The sequence below is a fragment of the Sphingosinicella sp. LHD-64 genome (genome assembly GCF_031157375.1).
Taxonomy (GTDB): domain Bacteria; phylum Pseudomonadota; class Alphaproteobacteria; order Sphingomonadales; family Sphingomonadaceae; genus Allosphingosinicella.
Genome location: NZ_JAVIFV010000004.1, coordinates 126,992 through 143,734, shown reverse-complemented (window position 1 = coordinate 143,734; position 16,743 = coordinate 126,992). Strand labels below are relative to the sequence as shown.

Annotated in this window: 14 protein-coding genes and 1 pseudogene; 11 read left to right on the top strand and 4 right to left on the bottom strand. The window is 67.0% G+C overall.

Annotated elements, in window-relative coordinates:
* Positions 1-39: 39 nt before the first annotated feature.
* Together cueR and RCO27_RS14160 are read right to left on the bottom strand one after the other, a co-directional pair.
* The gene (cueR, locus tag RCO27_RS14165) at positions 40-435 is read right to left on the bottom strand and encodes a Cu(I)-responsive transcriptional regulator (protein WP_309003346.1); all 396 of its coding nucleotides are present in this window, start codon (positions 433-435) and stop codon (positions 40-42) included.
* Between the two features lie 14 nt (positions 436-449).
* Positions 450-2,897, bottom strand: coding sequence for a heavy metal translocating P-type ATPase (locus RCO27_RS14160; protein WP_309003345.1), 2,448 nt, complete (start codon positions 2,895-2,897; stop codon positions 450-452).
* A gap of 154 nt (positions 2,898-3,051) precedes the next feature.
* Here RCO27_RS14160 and RCO27_RS14155 point away from each other — a divergent pair, with 154 nt between their 5' ends.
* The 3 genes from RCO27_RS14155 to RCO27_RS14145 all read left to right on the top strand — a co-directional run bounded on the left by RCO27_RS14155 (position 3,052) and on the right by RCO27_RS14145 (position 5,299).
* Positions 3,052-3,255 (top strand): heavy-metal-associated domain-containing protein, encoded by a 204-nt coding sequence (locus RCO27_RS14155; RefSeq protein ID WP_309003344.1) that lies wholly within the window; start codon positions 3,052-3,054, stop codon positions 3,253-3,255.
* Positions 3,256-3,310: 55 nt separating this feature from the next.
* Positions 3,311-3,826 carry a DUF4396 domain-containing protein gene (locus RCO27_RS14150; protein ID WP_309003343.1) on the top strand — a complete coding sequence of 172 codons (516 nt, stop codon included), beginning with the start codon at positions 3,311-3,313 and terminating at the stop codon, positions 3,824-3,826.
* Between the two features lie 252 nt (positions 3,827-4,078).
* Positions 4,079-5,299, top strand: a complete 1,221-nt coding sequence (locus RCO27_RS14145) for a hypothetical protein (protein WP_309003342.1) — start codon at positions 4,079-4,081, stop codon at positions 5,297-5,299.
* Between the two features lie 50 nt (positions 5,300-5,349).
* Here the strand turns inward: RCO27_RS14145 and RCO27_RS14140 are convergent, their stop codons facing one another.
* Positions 5,350-6,666 carry an integrase family protein gene (locus tag RCO27_RS14140; protein WP_309003341.1) on the bottom strand — a complete coding sequence of 439 codons (1,317 nt, stop codon included), beginning with the start codon at positions 6,664-6,666 and terminating at the stop codon, positions 5,350-5,352.
* 757 nt (positions 6,667-7,423) lie between these two features.
* Between RCO27_RS14140 and RCO27_RS14135 the strand changes: the two genes are divergently transcribed.
* From RCO27_RS14135 to RCO27_RS14100, 8 genes are read left to right on the top strand one after another with little or no spacing between them, the layout of a single operon-like run.
* Complete coding sequence (locus tag RCO27_RS14135) at positions 7,424-7,987, top strand: sigma-70 family RNA polymerase sigma factor (RefSeq protein WP_309003340.1); 564 nt, start codon at positions 7,424-7,426, stop codon at positions 7,985-7,987.
* On the top strand, positions 7,980-8,957 hold the full coding sequence (locus tag RCO27_RS14130) for a FecR domain-containing protein (protein WP_309003339.1): 978 nt from the start codon (positions 7,980-7,982) through the stop codon (positions 8,955-8,957). The genes RCO27_RS14135 and RCO27_RS14130 overlap by 8 nt, the downstream gene beginning before the upstream one ends.
* Positions 8,958-9,000: 43 nt before the next feature.
* Complete coding sequence (locus RCO27_RS14125) at positions 9,001-11,322, top strand: TonB-dependent receptor (RefSeq protein ID WP_309003338.1); 2,322 nt, start codon at positions 9,001-9,003, stop codon at positions 11,320-11,322.
* A complete protein-coding gene (locus RCO27_RS14120) occupies positions 11,309-12,064 on the top strand; it encodes a polysaccharide deacetylase family protein (protein WP_309003337.1) in 756 nt (251 codons plus the stop codon). The genes RCO27_RS14125 and RCO27_RS14120 overlap by 14 nt, the downstream gene beginning before the upstream one ends.
* Before the next feature lie 45 nt (positions 12,065-12,109).
* Positions 12,110-13,318 (top strand): glycosyltransferase, encoded by a 1,209-nt coding sequence (locus RCO27_RS14115; RefSeq protein WP_309003336.1) that lies wholly within the window; start codon positions 12,110-12,112, stop codon positions 13,316-13,318.
* Positions 13,305-14,255 carry a hypothetical protein gene (locus tag RCO27_RS14110; RefSeq protein WP_309003335.1) on the top strand — a complete coding sequence of 317 codons (951 nt, stop codon included), beginning with the start codon at positions 13,305-13,307 and terminating at the stop codon, positions 14,253-14,255. The genes RCO27_RS14115 and RCO27_RS14110 overlap by 14 nt, the downstream gene beginning before the upstream one ends.
* The gene (locus tag RCO27_RS14105; RefSeq protein ID WP_309003334.1) at positions 14,252-14,761 is read left to right on the top strand and encodes a DUF2141 domain-containing protein; all 510 of its coding nucleotides are present in this window, start codon (positions 14,252-14,254) and stop codon (positions 14,759-14,761) included. The genes RCO27_RS14110 and RCO27_RS14105 overlap by 4 nt, the downstream gene beginning before the upstream one ends.
* Positions 14,762-14,765: 4 nt before the next feature.
* The gene (locus RCO27_RS14100) at positions 14,766-15,923 is read left to right on the top strand and encodes a glycosyltransferase (protein ID WP_309003333.1); all 1,158 of its coding nucleotides are present in this window, start codon (positions 14,766-14,768) and stop codon (positions 15,921-15,923) included.
* A gap of 284 nt (positions 15,924-16,207) precedes the next feature.
* On the opposite strand, the pseudogene RCO27_RS14095 reads toward RCO27_RS14100, so the two are convergent.
* A pseudogene (locus RCO27_RS14095) lies at positions 16,208-16,680 on the bottom strand (tyrosine-type recombinase/integrase); the annotation flags it as partial.
* Between the last annotated feature and the right edge of the window lie 63 nt (positions 16,681-16,743).

Here is a 16,743-nt window from a genome sequence, read left to right as displayed (position 1 = left end):
CGTCGCGGCGTACGATCCGCCCGCCGGCCGGAGCAGGCCCTACGCGTCCTGCCCTTCGAGGCGCTCGATGATCGGGCAGTCGGGCCGGTCGTCGCCATGGCAGGTCGCGGCGAGATGCTCGAGCGACCGCCGCATCTCGTCGAGCTCGCGCGCCTTTCGATCGAGTTCGGCGGCGCGGGCGAGCGCCAGCGCCCTCACGTCGGCGCTCGACCGGCTGCGATCCTGCCAAAGCGCCACCAGCTGCCGGATCTCCTCGATCGGAAAGCCGAGATCGCGGGCGCGCCGGATGAAGCGCAATGTATGAATGTCCTGCACGTCATAGTCGCGATAGCCGGACTCCCGCCGTGCCGCCTTGGGGATGAGACCCAGGCCCTCATAGTGACGGATCATCCGCTGGCTGACGCCGGAGCGCTTCGAGGCCTCACCGATCTTCATTGTCCCGATCCTCCTCACGAAGCGCTGGGGCGCCAGCGGCGGAGCGTCAGCGCATTGGCAATGACGCTGAGGCTGGACAGCGCCATGGCGCCGCCGGCGATGACCGGGCTGAGGAAACCGAGCGCCGCGAGCGGGATGCCGATGATATTGTAGATGAACGCCCAGAACAGCCCCTGCCTTATCTTGGCATAGGTCCGCCGCGAGATGTCGATCGCGTCCGCCACCAGGCGCGGGTCGCCGCGCATCAGGGTGATTCCGGCGGCATGCATGGCGACATCGGTCCCGGTCGACATGGCGATGCCGACATCGGCGGCGGCGAGCGCCGGCGCGTCGTTGACGCCGTCGCCCACCATCGCGACGGTCGCCGCGTCGCCCCTGAGCTTCGCCACGGCGTCGGCCTTCCCTTCCGGCAGCACGTTGGCGATCACCTCGTCGATGCCGAGTTGGCGCGCGGCGGCCATCGCGCTGCCGCGATTGTCCCCGGTGATCATCACGCTGCGGATGCCCTGGGCATGCAGCGTCGCGACCGCCTCGCGCGCCGAGGCCTTGGTCGCATCGCCGAAGGCAAGCAGCCCCAGCACCTGCCTCGTCGGCGCGGTTTCGGCCAGCCACGAGACCGACCGTCCCTCCTCTTCGAACGGCCCGGCGCGCGGCGCGACGGGCGCGAGGTCGATGCCTTCCTCGCCCAGCAGCCGGGCGTTGCCGAGGATGATCCTCCGGCTGCCGACCTGGCCGGCGATGCCCCGCCCGGGCAGGGCGCGGATGAAGCGCGTGTCGCGCGGTCGAATGCCCTGCTCCGCTGCGGCAGACATGACCGCGCGCGCCAGCGGATGCTCGCTGCCCTGCTGCAGGCTGGCGGCGAGTTCCAGGAGCTCAGGCTCGCCGGCATCGGTCAGCGCGACCGCGGCAACCAGCGAGGGCTTGCCCTCGGTCAGCGTGCCGGTCTTGTCGAAGGCCACGGTGTCGATCCGGTGGGCAGTCTCGAGCGCCTCGGCGTCCTTGATCAGCACGCCGGCACGGGCGGCAACGCCGGTCCCCGCCATGATCGCCGTCGGCGTGGCAAGGCCGAGCGCGCACGGGCAGGCGATGACCAGGACGGCCACGGCGTTGAGAATGGCGACTTCGACGCCGGCGCCCGCAGCGAGCCAGCCGGCGAAGGTCAGCGCCGCCACCCCAAGCACGATCGGCACGAACACGGCGCTCACCTTGTCGACGAGCCGCTGGATCGGCGCCTTGGCGCCCTGGGCGCTTTCGACCAGACGGACGATGCGCGCGAGCGTCGTCTCGGCGCCGATCGCGGTGGTCTCGATCTCGATCAGGCCTTCGCCGTTGATCGAGCCCCCGGTCACCTTGTCGCCCTCGACCTTGGCGACGGGCAGGCTTTCGCCGGTGAGCATGGATTCATCGACGCTGGTCAGTCCCTGGGCGAGACGGCCGTCGACAGGGATGCGCTCGCCCGGGCGGACACGGACGACGTCGCCGACCCGAACCTGCTCGACCGACATCTCGACCTCGGCGCCGCCGGGTTCGACGACCCGCGCCGTGTCGGGCCGGAGCGCCATCAGCGCGCGGATCGCGGCGCCGGTCTGCCGCTTGGCCCGCCCTTCGAGCCATTTGCCGAGCAGCACGAGGGTGATGACCACCGCCGCCGCTTCGAAATAATAATGCGGGGCGCCGGCGCCGTGGCTCATTGGCGGGACCAGGAGCTGATACAGGCTGAGGCCGAAGGCGGCGCTGGTGCCGATCGCGACGAGCAGGTCCATGTTGCCGGCCCGCGCACGCAGGGCCTTCCAGCCGGCGCGATAGAAACGCGCACCGAACCAGAACTGCACCGGCGTCGCGAGCAACAGCTGCAGCCAGCCGGGCAGCGCAAAGGCGATTCCGAACGGTTCAAGCAGCATCGGCACGACGAGCGGCAGCGACAGCGCCGCCGCGACAATCACATGGCGCAGCTCCTTCTCGCTCGCCTTGGCATAGCGGGCCTCGTCGGCTTCGAGCTGGTTCGGCTGCGGCGCGGCGCGGACCGTCGCCTGGTACCCGGCGCCGGCGACCGCCTCGATGAGCGAAGCGCGGCTCACGCCCGACGGCGCCTCTACGCGCGCGGTCTCGGTCGCGAGGTTGACCTGCGCGTCGAGGACGCCCGGCACGGACCGCAGCGCCTTTTCGACCCGGCCGATGCACGAGGCGCAGGTCATGCCCTCGATCGAAAGGTCGACCGCTTCCGATTTCGGCGTGTAGCCCGCCTTGCGGACGGCTTCGGCCACCGCTGCGGTCTGCGCTCGGCCTTCCTCGAACGTGACCTTTGCACGCTCGGTGGCGAGATTGACCGAGACGTCGGCAACGCCCGGCACCTGGCGGATCGCATTTTCGATTCGACCCACGCAGGAGGCGCAGCTCATGCCCTCGATGGGCAGGATGAGCGTGTCGCCTTCTTCGGGTCGGCGCAGCACTTGCGCGTCCATGGCTCGTCTCCTCGTAACCAGAGTCGACGCCTCATATGGAGTCTGACATGATGTCAGGGTCAAGGGGCGGCGAAATTCTCGCCCACCTCTTGACCTTGTCACGGTGTGAAGCCCGACCTCCGCGATTCCCGACAGTCCGAATTGGAGGAATGACATGGTGGTACTGACCGTTCGCGGCATGAATTGCGGCCCCTGCGCCAAGGCCGTCACCGAGGCGGTGCGAAGCGTCGATCCGGACGCGGAGGTGAAGGTCGATCTTGGAACCAAATTGGTGGCAATCGATTCCGTTGGGAATCTTGACCGCATCAAGGCCGCGATCGACGAGGCTGGCTACAAGGTCGACCCCGAGATGGTCTGAGCGGCGGTGAGGCGCGGGCGGCCGAGCGCCGCGAGCACGCTCCAGGCGGAGACGAATGATGGATCACGACCATTCAGCCCCTCAGCATGTTCATCACGACGAAGCCCGCGCTCAGGCGCATGCGCACGACACTTCGCTCAACCGGCTCGCCTTTACCGCCACCGCGCATTGCCTCTCGGGATGCGCGACCGGCGAAGTCCTCGGCCTGGTGATCGGCACGGCGCTCGGGCTGGCGATGGGCGCGACGATCGCCCTCGCCGTCGTGCTGGCGTTCCTGTTCGGCTACGCCTTCACGATGATTCCGCTGCTCAAGGCCGGCCTTGCCTTTGGAGCGGTGCTCAAGCTCGCGCTTGCCGCCGACACGATCTCGATCGCGATCATGGAGACCGTGGACAATGGGATCATGCTCGTCATTCCGGGCGCGATGGATGCCGGCCTCGCGAGCCCATTGTTCTGGGGAAGCCTGGTGGTCGCCCTGCTGATCGCGGGTGCCGCCGCGTTTCCGATCAACCGCTGGCTGATCTCGCGCGGCAAAGGCCATGCAGTGGTGCACCAGCATCACGCGCATTGAGGACATAGCGACGCTGGTCGAGCCCATGTGCGGCCCTCGGGCGAGGACGTCGTGTTCCCTGAGTCGCGCAGGATTGTCGCAGCTTCGTACCGCGCGCCCGCACTGATCCTGGTCGCGCCTGCAACGCGACACGGCAGGTCTGCCTGATCGCAAGCCTTGTTAGGTCGGCGCTGGACTCTTGTGTCTCAAATCGATCGTTGGGAAAATAGCGCGCAAAATTGTCGTTTCACGTCGGAATCGAGGGCTCGCGGCATGTCGAGAATATTCTCGCGGCAGGAATTCTACGACTTGGTGTGGTCAAAGCCCATGACGCACCTCGCGAAAGAGTTCGCGCTCTCTGACGTGGCGCTCCACAAGGTTTGCCGGAAGCATGACATCCCGAAGCCACCGGTCGGCTGGTGGGCCAAGAAGACGGCGGGCCGTAAAGTCCGCCAGACGGCATTGCCCAAAGCCAGGGAGGGAATCTCCGAGAAGATCGTCATTGCCGGTGCCGAGCTGCTGCGGGAACCGGAAGCACTGGCCAAGGTGAGGGAACGGGCGCGCGTGCTTGCCTCGGCGGGGGCCGAAAAAGATACGCCAACTCACCCGCTCGTTGCGCGAACGATCGCTCTCTTGCGGAAAAGGAAAGCTGCACCGAACGGGCTGATAGCCCTGAACGAACCCGGCCTCGTCAAGTGCGAGGTCGCGCCGACATCCGTCGACCGCTTGGAGGCCATCCTGAATGCGGTTGTCGCCGCATGTGCGCTTCAGGGCTTTCGCCTCGTTGCGGATTCCGGAGCTGCGAAATTCCAAAGCGATATCGAAAATGTCGGCTTTTCGGTGGCCGAGACAGTCCGACGGATCAAGCACGAGCTCAGCGCGAGCGAGCAGGCCGAGGAAGAGAAATGGCACCGCAAGATCGCGCGCCGCCACTTTGCGAACGAATGGGACACCTTGTTCGTCCCTCGGCCTCGCTTCCCGGACTGGGATTACCTGCCGACGGGCCAGTTCTCGTTTGAACTCCAAAATTTCTACGTGCCGAGAGGACCGTCGCCGCGCCGCGCATTTCGCGACGCCAAGATCCAGCGTCTCGAGAATATGGCGGACGACATCGCGGTCGGCCTGGCCGTGCTTGCCGCCGCGAAGACCGAGCAGCGGTTGCTGCGCGAGGCGCAGCAGCAGCGACGGAAAGAGGAGGAGGAGCGGCGCGAGCTGTTGCGACGGACGAGGCATGTCGAGGAGCGACGCGACGCCGCATTGCAGGAAATCTTGCGCGAACTCGAACAGGTCGAAAGGCTGCGTCAGTTCGTAGGCAATTTGCAAAGTCAGGGCGCGGTCGACGATGGACGCCTGTCGGAGTTTCTCCGGTGGTCGGTTGAACGCCTTGCGGCCCGCGAAGCCAAGCTAACGGCCGAGGGCCTGGAAACCCGCTTCCGCGAGGGGCGTCTGTTTGGCGACGATGATGATCACGATTTCTCGCCATCGCACCAGTGAGGGCTCAGGACCGCGGCCAGCCGTCGATCCGCAGGGGGCCGGCCCCCGTCCTAAGCAGCCCACCTCGCCGGCCTGTCAGGAATGACCGGATCGACTCGTGCCCCGAGTCGTTCGACGAGAAGGCGCTCGCCATCGGCAATCAGCCGCTCAAGGAAATTCCCCCACGCGTCGAAAGCGGCCTTCTTCTCCGGCAGGTACTGGTAGAGATTGTAGACGCCGCGAATGCCGCTGGTCTCGCCGCTGATGTGGTTGAGACATTTCTCGGTCACTTCGATCGGGATGCCCAGCGCCTGCATCTGCGTCGTGCCCGAGCGGCGGATATCATGAATCACCCAGTGCCTCAGGACCACCGGATGAGGGCGTTCACCAGCCGCGATTGCGCGCAGATCCGCCAAGTGCTGCAGGGTCTGCCGCATATGTTCATCGATCTTCGTCTTCCATTTGCTGAAGCCGCTGATCGGCGTCTCCCCGGTAGTGCTGAAAACGAGGCCTACCTGCCGCCACCCGAGCTGGTCGAATTCGATCCTCGCGAGCGCGTTGAGCGGGATGATATGCTCCACGCCGTTCTTGGCGCGTTCGCCCTCCAGATGCCACTGCGCGGCGCCGCGGTTAAGCTCCTCCCAAGGCAGCCCGGCTACTTCATTGCGCCGCTGAAGCGTGCAGATCAGCAAGCGGACGAAATGGCTGTAGGGTACCGGAACTTCGAACGTGGCCCACCACAGGGCGAGGATCTCGTCCGGTGAGAGCACACGCTTTCTTGCCTTTGGCGCCGGCGGCGCCTTGAGCCCATGCATTGGGGAGATGGCAAGATCGTCGCGATCGACCGCCCAGTTGAACAGCAACCGAAGCACGGCATGGAGATTACGGGCTGTGCCGCGCTGCGCGCGGACAGGATCGAGAATTGTTGCGATATCGGCTTTGCGCACCTTGGGCAGCGGCCGCGCCTTGAGGTGTGGCACGGCGTAGAGTTCGAGCCGCCGTTTTGCCAGTTCCCACGAACTCGGCCATGCAAGCTTGAGATGGTTCTCAACGAAGAACGTGACATAATCGTCGAAGCGCATCGTCTTGGCGACGCGCGCCTCCTCTCGCTTCGCATCGATAGGGTCGATCCCCTGCCGGATCCCGACGAGAATGTTGGTCGCTTCACGCCGCGCGAGCTCGGCCGTCCAGGGATTGCCGTGCCGGCCGATAGTGACGCGGCGCGCGGGATGACCTGCCAGCCTGTACTGGACAACATAGCTGCGTATGCCCTTGGGCGTCACACGAATGCCGAAGCCGGCCAGCTTGTCATCCCAATAGAAGGTGTCTCTTTCTGGATCGCGCTCGGCGGATTCAACGGCTGTTTTGGTGATCCTAGTCGACGTCACGCCACTCTCCCACGTAATCGCCACGTAATCATTTGAGTCGAAATCAGGGGCATTTGGGCGAATATAGCGGAAAATCCACTTGACGTGAAGTTATTGATTTGAGAATGTTATTGAAACTACTCGAACCTACATGAACATTAACGTTTTTTTCTTCTAAGCTTGGGGTCGCAGGTTCGAATCCTGCCGGGCGCGCCATTAAACTACTGTTTTAATTTGTGTTTTTCTCCATTGATTTAGGCGGGGGAATTCTCAGTGTAATCTCTAGAAGCTCTGTCTTACTCCGAGCGACACTGATGTTTCCTCAAACCATTGTAATTATTTGTGAAATCTAGATCGGCCCCAAGCTTAGAGACCTTGGGCCAAATCTAGGCTCTCCTCAAGGCGCCTTTGGCCGGAAGCAGTCTGTCTGCTTCTGGTTCAAAACTCGCGAAAGCCGCCATTTTGGGGCCGGCAGCAAACGTCCGAGACTAGTTTCGCCGGGCTTTGCAGGAAATGCGCGATCGCGACAAAGCGGGCGCGGCCATGCGCCGGATGTCATTGGCGACGCGCGGAGGATCGAACCGCTTGGGCGCGGTGTGGCGTTTTGAGAACGTCTCCGTCTCCAGACGTGAGTGGAGGCAGATTCGTTGCGTGAACCTGACATTTGCGGTGCAAAGGCACAGTCCGCACATGTTGCTGGACAGGCCCGGCGATGCTAGTTTTCTTCGACGCCGCTCCCGACCCTGGATCATCAAGGATTCGTCTCATTCATCGCAAGGTGGAACCAGCGGATGGGGGTCTGAAGGCGCTGTTCTTCGAGAACCGTCCGATCCTGCTGCGGTTTCTTGCCGCGCGGCGGGCGACGCCGGATGAAGCGGAGGACGTGCTTCAGGACCTGTTCGTGAGGCTCGAGACGCATGCGGTCGGCCCGGTCGCACAACCCATTCCCTATCTCTGCCGGATGGCAGACAATTTGCTGGTCGACCACCGTCGTTCGGCCGCGGCCCGCACGGTCCGGGAAGAGGCCTGGGTCGATACGCAGTTCGGATCGGAGGTGGATGACAGCCCCTCGCCGGAGCGGCATCTGATCGGTCGCGAGGCGCTGGCGGCGATGACCCGCGCGCTGGCGGAGCTGCCGGAGCGCACGATCCATATCTTCCGGCGCTATCGAATTGAAGGCGCGCCGCAGCGCCAGATCGCTGACGAGCTCGAGATCAGCGTCAGCGCGGTCGAGAAGCATCTGCACAAAGCCTATCAGGCGGTCGTCGCGGCCCAGTCCAGCCTGGATGCGGAGACTCCGCATCTGCTCCGTTCTCAAGCGAGAGGGGGCGACAATGACTGAGCAGAAGCTGCTGGCGATCCGGGAAGAGGCAATTGCCTGGCATCTGCGCCTGAAAGAAGGCAGCGCCGAGGATTGGGACGCATTCATGGCCTGGCTGGAGGCCGATCCGGCCCGGTCGGAGGCCTATGACCAGGTGAAGTTCGCCGACGCCGCGATCACGCCCCAGATGGTCCCGGCCGCCACCGCCCCGCTCGCCGCCAATGATGCGACCGAACCCACTGAGGAACCGAGGCGCGGCCTGCGACGCTGGGCGACTGCGCTTGCGACCATCGCCGCCATTTTTCTGATCGGCTCCATCGCCATCCCGTTGTTCACGCAAGGTGCGAACAGATATGAGGTCGTGACCCGCCCTGGCGAGCAGCGCACGATCGCGATCGGCGACGGCGACACGGCCGTGCTCAATGGCGGTACGCGCCTGATCCTCGATCGGAACGATCCGCGTTCGGCGGAGATCGCGGCGGGCGAGGCCACGTTCGTCATCCGCCACGACGAGGCCCGTCCCTTCGTCGTCACCGCCGGCAGCCACCGCGTCGTCGATGTCGGCACCGCCTTCAACATCGCGCGCGACGACCGGCGCTTTGCCGTCGAGGTGATCGAGGGCGCGGTGTCCTATGAACGGGCCGGCACCGCCGTCGCCCTCGCGGCCGGCCAGACGCTGGAGACCGGCGACGATCCGGGCGCACGCGTCCGGACCGGCCGGCGAACGCCCGCCGAGATGGCGGGCTGGCGGCGCGGACGCCTCAGTTACAGCGCCGCGCCGCTCGAGCAGGTGGCGCGCGATCTGTCGCGCACGCTCGGTACGCGGGTGATGGTCGATCCCGCGGTCGCCGCGCTGCCGTTCACCGGCTCGCTCCGCGTCGATCGCGGCGCCCGGGAGAGTGTCGACACGCTGGCCGCGACGCTGGACCTCAGGGCGCGGCGCACCGGCGACGGGTGGCGGATCGAGCCGGGCCCCGGTGCGCCGCGCTGACCTGCTTCTAGCCCCCATCCTCTTTTGCGCCGCAGCCACGCCAGTGGCGGCGCAGGAGACCGTGCAGGTCAACCTTCCCGGCGGACGCCTCAGCGACGCGCTCATCGCCCTTGCCGAACAAACAGGGGCGAGCATCGGCACGAGCGACACCGGCCTTGCCGCGATCCGAACGTCGCCGCTGCGCGGCCGCATGACGCTGCGTGCCGCGCTCGACCGGTTGCTGGCCGGGACCGGCTATCGCTACGGTTTCGCCGGCCCCCGCATCGTCCGCATCACGCGCGCGCCCCGTCCAGCCCGCGCGGCGCGGCGCCGCCCGCCCCCGTCTGCGATCCCCTTACCCGCCCTGCCGCCGCCATCTCCCCCGGAGCCGGACATCGTGATCACCGCCAGCAAGAGGGGGATCGCGCTCGACCGCTTCGGCGGGACCGCTCATGCCGTCGATCTCGACGAGGGGAACGCCGGCCGCTTCGGCGCGCGCGGCACCGACGCGATCCTCGAGCGGTTGCCGATGCTCGCCTCGACCAGCCTCGGTCCCGGGCGCGACAAGATCTATATCCGTGGTCTTGCGGACAGCAGCTTCAATGGTCCCAGCCAGTCGATCGTCGGCCAGTATCTCGGCGAGGCGCGGCTCATCTTCAATGCCCCCGATCCCAACATCAACCTCTACGATATGAACCGGGTCGAGGTGCTCGAAGGGCCGCAGGACACGCTCTACGGCTCGGGCTCGCTCGGCGGTATCCTGCGTCTCATCCCCAACGCACCCGATCCGTCGGGCCATGCCGCTTCGGCCGCAACCGGGCTTCTCGTCACACAGGGTGGCGGCTGGGGAAATGACCTGGCGGCCATGGTCAATGTGCCGCTGGCCCGCGACCGGATCGGGCTGCGCCTGGTCGGCTACGGATCGAACGATGCCGGCTATATCGACGATCTCCAGCGCAGCCTTCGCGACGTCAACCGGACGCGCACCTATGGCGGCCGGGCCCGCTTGCTCTGGGAGGCCGGGGACGCTTGGCGGATCGAGGTCGGTGCCCTCGCCCAGACGATTGTCGGGCGCGACGGCCAATATGCGTTGCGCGATGCACCGCCGCTGACGCGGTGGACCAATTTCGCGCAGCCCTACAACAACGACTATACGATGGGCGAACTTACGGTCCGCAAGCGGTGGAACCGGACCGAGCTCATCTCGGCCATCGGCTTCGTCAATCACAGCCTCGAGAACCGGTTCGACGCGACCGGCTTTCCGGGCACGACGGGGCCGCAAGTCTATGACGAGACGGTCGGCATCACGCTCGTGTCGAACGAGACTCGATTGTCGCGGCCCGATCGGGACGGCCTCGGCTGGTTGATCGGATGGAGCCTCCTTCTCAGCGAGAACCGCATCTCACGCGATCTCGGTCCGCCAGGGGCGCAGGTCGCCATCACCGGTATACGCAACGAGACCGGGGAGGCCGCCCTGTTCGGCCAATATGGCCTTCGCCTGACCTCTCGATTGAACCTCACGCTCGGCGGGCGCCTCACCTTCGCCTCGTTGACCGGCGCGCCGATCGACGATCCGGATGATGAAGGGGAGGCCAGCCGGATGGACGTCTGGGCCGCCCCGATGGGAGAAATGACCTGGCGAGCGGGGCCGCGGCTCACCGTCTATGCACGCTATCAAGAGGGCTTCCGCGCCGGCGGGCTCGCCTTGTCGCCAACCGGCGCGCCGTCCGCGGCGCAGCGTTTCCTCTCCGACAATCTCGGGTCGTTCGATATCGGCCTGCGCTACGGCCGGCGCGGGGTCGACCGGTTTTCGCTCGCCGCTGCGGCCTCCTATGCGACCTGGAAGAACATCCAGGCCGACCTCGTCGATGCGAGCGGCCTGCTCTATACGACCAATATCGGCAACGGCAGCATCCTCAGTCTGGAACTGGATCTCACGTGGCGCGTGACGCCGTCGCTCAGCCTGGAAATGGCCGGGTTCCTCAACGACAGCGAGCTGTCCGCGCCGGCGGGCGAGGCGATCGATGACGACGACAGCCCCGATCTTCCCAATATCGCCCGTGCCGGCGCCCGCGTCGCCGCGCGCTATCGGACGCAGCTCACGTCCACAGCCTCGCTCACCATCGACGGCTCGGCGCGCTATGTCGGCCGCTCCCGCCTCGTTGCTGTCGGTCCGGCCGATTTCAACCAGGGCGGCTTCGTCAACGGCCGGATCGGCGCGCGGATCGATTTCGGCGGGGTCGGGATGACGCTCGACGTCGACAATGTCGGGGACGTGCGCGGGAACCGCTTCTCCTTCGGCAACCCTTTCACCCTGGCCCAGGGCAACCAGATCACGCCGCTGCGGCCCCGCACTTTCAGGATCGGCCTCGATGTCCGCTACTGAGCCGGCCAAACGACTGCTGGCCTCGATCCATGATGTGGGCCCACGCTTCGAAGCCGAGGTCGACATGCTCGCCGAACGGTTCGAGCGCCGGCTCGGCGGTCCGCATTTCGCGATGCTGGTCGTTCCCGATCACTGGAACGCGGCGCCGCTTAAGCGCGACGGCGCCTTCAAGGCGCGGCTGCGCGGTTGGGCCGATCGGGGCGTGGAGATGTTCCTCCACGGCTGGAGCCACCGCGACGACCAGCATCATGAGAGCGCCCTTGCCGTCTTCAAGGCCAAGCGCATGACCGCCGGCGAGGGCGAGTTCCTGGGCCTCGACCGCGCCGAGGCCGCCCGGCGCATGCGGGACGGCCGCGCGCTGGTCGAGGACGCGATCGGCCGCCCGGTCGCGGGCTTCATCGCCCCCGCCTGGCTTTATGGCGAGGGCGCCATGCGGGCGCTCGCCGATGAGGGCTTCGCGCTGGCCGAGGACCATATGAAGGTCTGGCGGCCCGCAAACGGCGAGGTGCTGGCACGTGGGCCGGTCGTCACCTGGGCCAGCCGCAGCCCTGCGCGCAAGGCAAGCTCGTTCGCTTTTGCCGCGCTCGCCAGGCGCGCGCTTCGGCCGCTGCCGGTCGTCCGGCTGGCGGTGCATCCCGGCGACACGAGGTCGCCGGCCCTGCTGGCCGATATCGACCGGACGCTCGCGGCCTTCCTCACCGGCCGGGCGCCTGGCCGTTATGGCGACCTGATGGGGAACTGAGCGGACGGCTCCGTCTCGGATTGAACGTCCGAACGGAGCCCAAGATTGCCGCCGCCGCTGCGCATCCTCGTCTGCCTTCACAGCTTCGAGCCCGGCGGCGTCGAGCGGGTCGCATTGCGCCTCTGCAAGTCCTGGCAGGCGGCCGGCGCCGACGTGACCGTGCTTCTCGGGCGGCCCGACGGTGCGATGCGCGATGAGGCGCCGGCGCTGAACTATGACCGCCATTCGTCCGGCCCCATCTCGACTGCCCGTTTCGAAACGCTCTGGATGATCGTCTGCGCCTGGCGCCGGATCCGCGCGGTCCGCCCGGATGTGATCTTCTGCGCGGGCAACAGCTATACGGTGGTCGCGGTGGCGCTGCGCCTGCTGTTGGGGCGCGTCTGCCCACCGGTCGTGGCCAAGGTCAGCAACGACCTCGGCCGACCCGACATGAACGCCCTCGCCCGTCACGCCTACCGGCGCTGGCTCAAGGTCCAGGGCCGGCTGATCCCCCATTGGGTGGCGATGGCGGAATCGATGCGCGAGAGTATTGCGGACGCGCTCGCCATTGCGCCCGCGCGGGTCACCGTCATCGACAATCCCGTGCTCGACGAAGCGGCCGCCCGGCGCCTCGCCGACACACGCGACCGGGCCGTCCGCGACGGCACGAAGGGCCGCCTGTTCCTTTCCGTCGGCCGCCTCGCGCCGCAGAAACGGTTCGATCTTCTCCTTGCCGCCTTCGCGCGCGCCAGCGGCCCCGACGACCGGCTGGTCATTCTGGGCGAAGGGCCCTGCCGGCGCGCCCTCGAGACGCTGGCGCACCGCCTCGGCATCGCCGCGCGCCTGGCGCTGCCGGGGCACAGCGGCGACCCGGCGATCTGGTTCGCGCGCGCCGACATGTTCGTCCTCTCGTCCGACTATGAAGGCATGCCCGGCGTCGTCGTCGAGGCGATGGCGGCGGGTGTCTCCATCGTCGCAATGCGCAGCAGCGCCGGCATGGACGAGCTGCTCGGCCACGGCCGCTTCGGCCGGCTCGTCGCACGCGGCGACGTCGATGCCCTTGCAGCCGCGATGGCGGCACCGGGTGGGGCGCCAGACGTCGGCGCCCTTCGCGCCCACGCCCGCCGGTTCCGCGTCGAGCGGGCGGCGCCCGCCTATCTCCACCTCCTGCGACGAGCCGCGGATGCGGACCCGGCGGCGGCGATGTGGGGAAATCCCGAAGGCACTCCGTCTACGGGTATGAGCACCTCCGGAGCCCCCCGTGTATCGGACTGACGCCGCGGCAAGCGAGCTGGCCGGAGGCACATATCGGGCGCCCGATCCGGCGCGGCCCGATCCCGCGCCGCTCGACGCGTCGCGGCAGGGCTGGCTGCATTGGCTCGGGCTCGCGATTTCCGGCGCGGTTCTCGCCGCCATCCTCGTTCAGCTGCGCGACATCCGGCCGGCCGAGCTGGTCGCGCTCCTGCCGGCTTCGGCCGTCTTCTGGCTCACCTTCACCGCTTACTATTTCGTCCAGGTCGTCAGCGAATGGGCGATCTACCGGCGCCTCTGGAAAATCTCCGCTTCGGGGCTCGTCGCACTCACCCGCAAATATATCGGGAACGAGATTCTCTTCGGATATATCGGCGAGGTCTATTTCTACACCTGGGCGCGCAAGCGATCGCGGATGACCGGGGCGCCGTTCGGCGCGATCAAGGACGTCACCATCCTGTCGGCGGTCGTCGGCAATGTCGCCACTCTGGTCCTGATGGCCATCGCCTTCCCGCTCCTGGGGGAGTTGCAGTTCGGCCTGGGGGGCAGGGCTTTCTATCTTTCCACTTTCGTGCTGGTCGCGACCTCGCTCGCCGCCTTGCTCTTCCGGCGTCGGCTGTTCAGCCTTCCCGCCGCCGACCTGCGCTTCGTGATCGGCGCGCATGCCGCGCGAATCGTCGTCAAGACGGCGCTGGCCGCGCTGATGTGGCACCTCGTCCTTCCGCAGGTGCCGATCGGCTGGTGGCTCATCCTCGCCGCGCTCCGCCTGCTGCTCTCGCGCCTGCCCTTCCTGCCGAACAAGGACCTCGCCTTCGTCGCCTTGGCGGTGGTCGCGATCGGCCATGACAGCCAGATCGCGGCCTTGCTCGGCATGATCGCGGCCTTGCTGCTCGCAACCCACGTCATTCTCGGGGCCCTGCTGACGGGCAGCGAGCTCGCGGGCCTCAAGGAGCGTTCATGACTCTCGCCCTTCTGCTCGCGGCCACCGCAGCCCAGCTCCCGTCCAGCCCGTCGCTAGGCGTGGCCGAAGGGCGCTGCCGCGCCAACGAGTCCGGGCCGGCCATCCTGGTCGATGTCGCCGGGCTCAAGGACCGCCAGGGACTGCTGAAGCTGGAGGCCTACCCCTCCAACGATCAGGATTTCCTCGCCGACGACAATGTCCTCATCATGGCCGGCAAGGTCTTCCGCCGGGTCGCGGGCCCTGTCCCGGCCCGCGGCAATGTGCAGCTCTGCATCCGCGTGCCCGCGCCCGGCGCCTACAGCCTCTCCCTTCTCCACGACCGCGATTCCAACCGCCGGTTCGGCCTGTCGGTGGATGGCGCGGGCTTTCCGAACAATCCGCGGCTTGGCCTCTCGCGGCCGCGCGCGGCGGCGACCCGGGTGGTGGCGGGACAGGGGATCACCCGGATCCGGATCGTGATGAACTACCGCCGGGGCATGTTCTCCTTCGGCCCATTGGAAAGGTGACGCGATGAAGATCGTGGATGTTTCGGCCTTCTACGCGCCCGAGGGCGGCGGCGTACGCACCTATGTCGACCAGAAGCTCGTTGCCGAGCCCGCGCTCGGTCACGAGATCGTGATCCTTGCGCCGGGCGCAGAGGACCATAGCGAAGTGCGCGGCTCCGGCGCGCGGATCGAGTGGGTGGCCTCGCCGCGTTTCCCGTTCGACCGGAAATATCGCTACTTCGCCGACGCCGCGACGATCCACCGTCATCTCGACCGGGAACGGCCGGACTTCGTCGAGGCCTCCTCGCCCTGGCGCAGCGCTTCGGCGGTGGCGAGCTGGCCGGGCGATGCGCCGCGCGCGCTCGTCATGCATGCCGATCCGATGGCGGCCTATGCCTATCGCTGGTTCGAGGGGCTGGCGAGCTCCGCCACCATCGACCGCAACCTCGACTGGATCTGGCGTCACCTGCGCCGCATCAACCCTACTTTCGATCTGGTCGTGAGCGCCAGCGCAAGCCTGTCGGGGCGCCTCGCCGAGGCGGGTCTTCGCCGCATCGCCACCCACCCGATGGGCGTCGAGGCGGGCCTGTTCTCGCCCGATCTGCGCGATTCGGCCCTGCGCGCGCGCCTGCTCGCGCGCTGCGCGCTGCCGGCGGATGCGACCCTTCTCGTCGGCGTCGGCCGGCACGCGCCGGAGAAGCGCTGGCCGATGATCGTGAAGGCCGTGATGGCGGTGAGCTTCGATCATCCCATTGGCCTCGTCCTTGTCGGCGACGGGCGCGATCGGTTGCGCATCGTCCGCGAGATCGACGGCAACCCGCACATCCACCTCCTGTCACCGATCGCCGACCGCGTCGAGCTTGCGCGTCTGCTCGCCAGCGCCGATGCGCTCATCCACGGCTGCGAGGCAGAGACGTTCTCGATGGTCGCAGCAGAAGCGGCAGCCTCGGGCCTGCCGCTCATCGTCCCGGATCGCGGCGGCGCCTCCGATCATGCCCGCGCTGGCGGCGGCCTCTGCTTCGCCTCCGCCGATCCCACCGACGCCGCGCGCGTCATACGCGCCTTCGTCCGAAGCCAGAGGATCCGGCCCGGGGCGCGGGCTGTGCGAACCATGGCCCACCATTTCAGCGAGCTCTTCGCCCATTACCGGCAGCTGGCCACCGCGCATCGTCGGGCGGCCTGAGATGTGCGGGGAAGAACCAGGAATTTATGGCGAACGCCGGCAAGAGCCGGAGGACGTTCCCGGCCCGCCGTTCCTGCGTCTCGTTTCCCGATCGGAACGTGGCGGCTGGGCATTGTTCGGCCGCCTTCTGCTCTGGGCAACGCGCAACACGGCGCGGCACGATTGAGCCGGCGGCGCGTCCGCGCGCGACTGGAGCTTGTGTCGGTCACATCAAACTCGCCGAAGTGATCGCTCGCTACGGTCGCGAATGACAGTCTGGCGCACGGCCAGATCAGGGGAGGGCCTAGGGAGTGCGTGCCGTATCGTCGCATCGCAATCCGATGCCGGTCACCCACTCATCAACGAGCCGTGCATATTGCCGCGTGCTGAGATGATCCGAGTGATTGATCCGGCTGGGAAAAACATAGTCTTCCAGTGAACCGCCTCGACGTCCCAGCCACGCCAGAAGGCTTCCGCGGGCCGGCTCGAGCAATTCGAACTGGACCGGCCGACCGGTCTTTTGCTGGACGACAATCGCGCGGTTCCGGACCCGGCCGCCGCTGGCAAGATCGCCGATGCGGACTTTCACTAGGTCGCAGCCGCGGAGCTTGCTGTCGATCGCGAGATCGAAGAGCGCCCGGTCTCGCATGCGCTTCTCGCGGTCCAACCAAAATCGGATCGCCCAGATCTGCTGCGGCTTGAGGGCGCGCTTCGCACCGGGTGTGCGCCCTACGTTCCACGGTGGGCGCTCGACAGGGTCATGAATTGAGTGTCCCATTAGGATTTCTCCATCCGGCCAGGATTGACCGCGAAGAAAACTATGGAGCGCAACGAACGTGCA

Bases quoted from the DNA above. Each gene is read 5' to 3' on its own strand.
- cueR (WP_309003346.1), bottom strand. From the start codon at position 435: ATGAAGATCGGTGAGGCCTCGAAGCGCTCCGGCGTCAGCCAGCGGATG.
- RCO27_RS14160 (WP_309003345.1), bottom strand. From the start codon at position 2,897: ATGGACGCGCAAGTGCTGCGCCGACCCGAAGAAGGCGACACGCTCATC.
- RCO27_RS14155 (WP_309003344.1), top strand. From the start codon at position 3,052: ATGGTGGTACTGACCGTTCGCGGCATGAATTGCGGCCCCTGCGCCAAG.
- RCO27_RS14150 (WP_309003343.1), top strand. From the start codon at position 3,311: ATGATGGATCACGACCATTCAGCCCCTCAGCATGTTCATCACGACGAA.
- RCO27_RS14145 (WP_309003342.1), top strand. From the start codon at position 4,079: ATGTCGAGAATATTCTCGCGGCAGGAATTCTACGACTTGGTGTGGTCA.
- RCO27_RS14130 (WP_309003339.1), top strand. From the start codon at position 7,980: ATGACTGAGCAGAAGCTGCTGGCGATCCGGGAAGAGGCAATTGCCTGG.
- RCO27_RS14120 (WP_309003337.1), top strand. From the start codon at position 11,309: ATGTCCGCTACTGAGCCGGCCAAACGACTGCTGGCCTCGATCCATGAT.
- RCO27_RS14105 (WP_309003334.1), top strand. From the start codon at position 14,252: ATGACTCTCGCCCTTCTGCTCGCGGCCACCGCAGCCCAGCTCCCGTCC.
- RCO27_RS14100 (WP_309003333.1), top strand. From the start codon at position 14,766: ATGAAGATCGTGGATGTTTCGGCCTTCTACGCGCCCGAGGGCGGCGGC.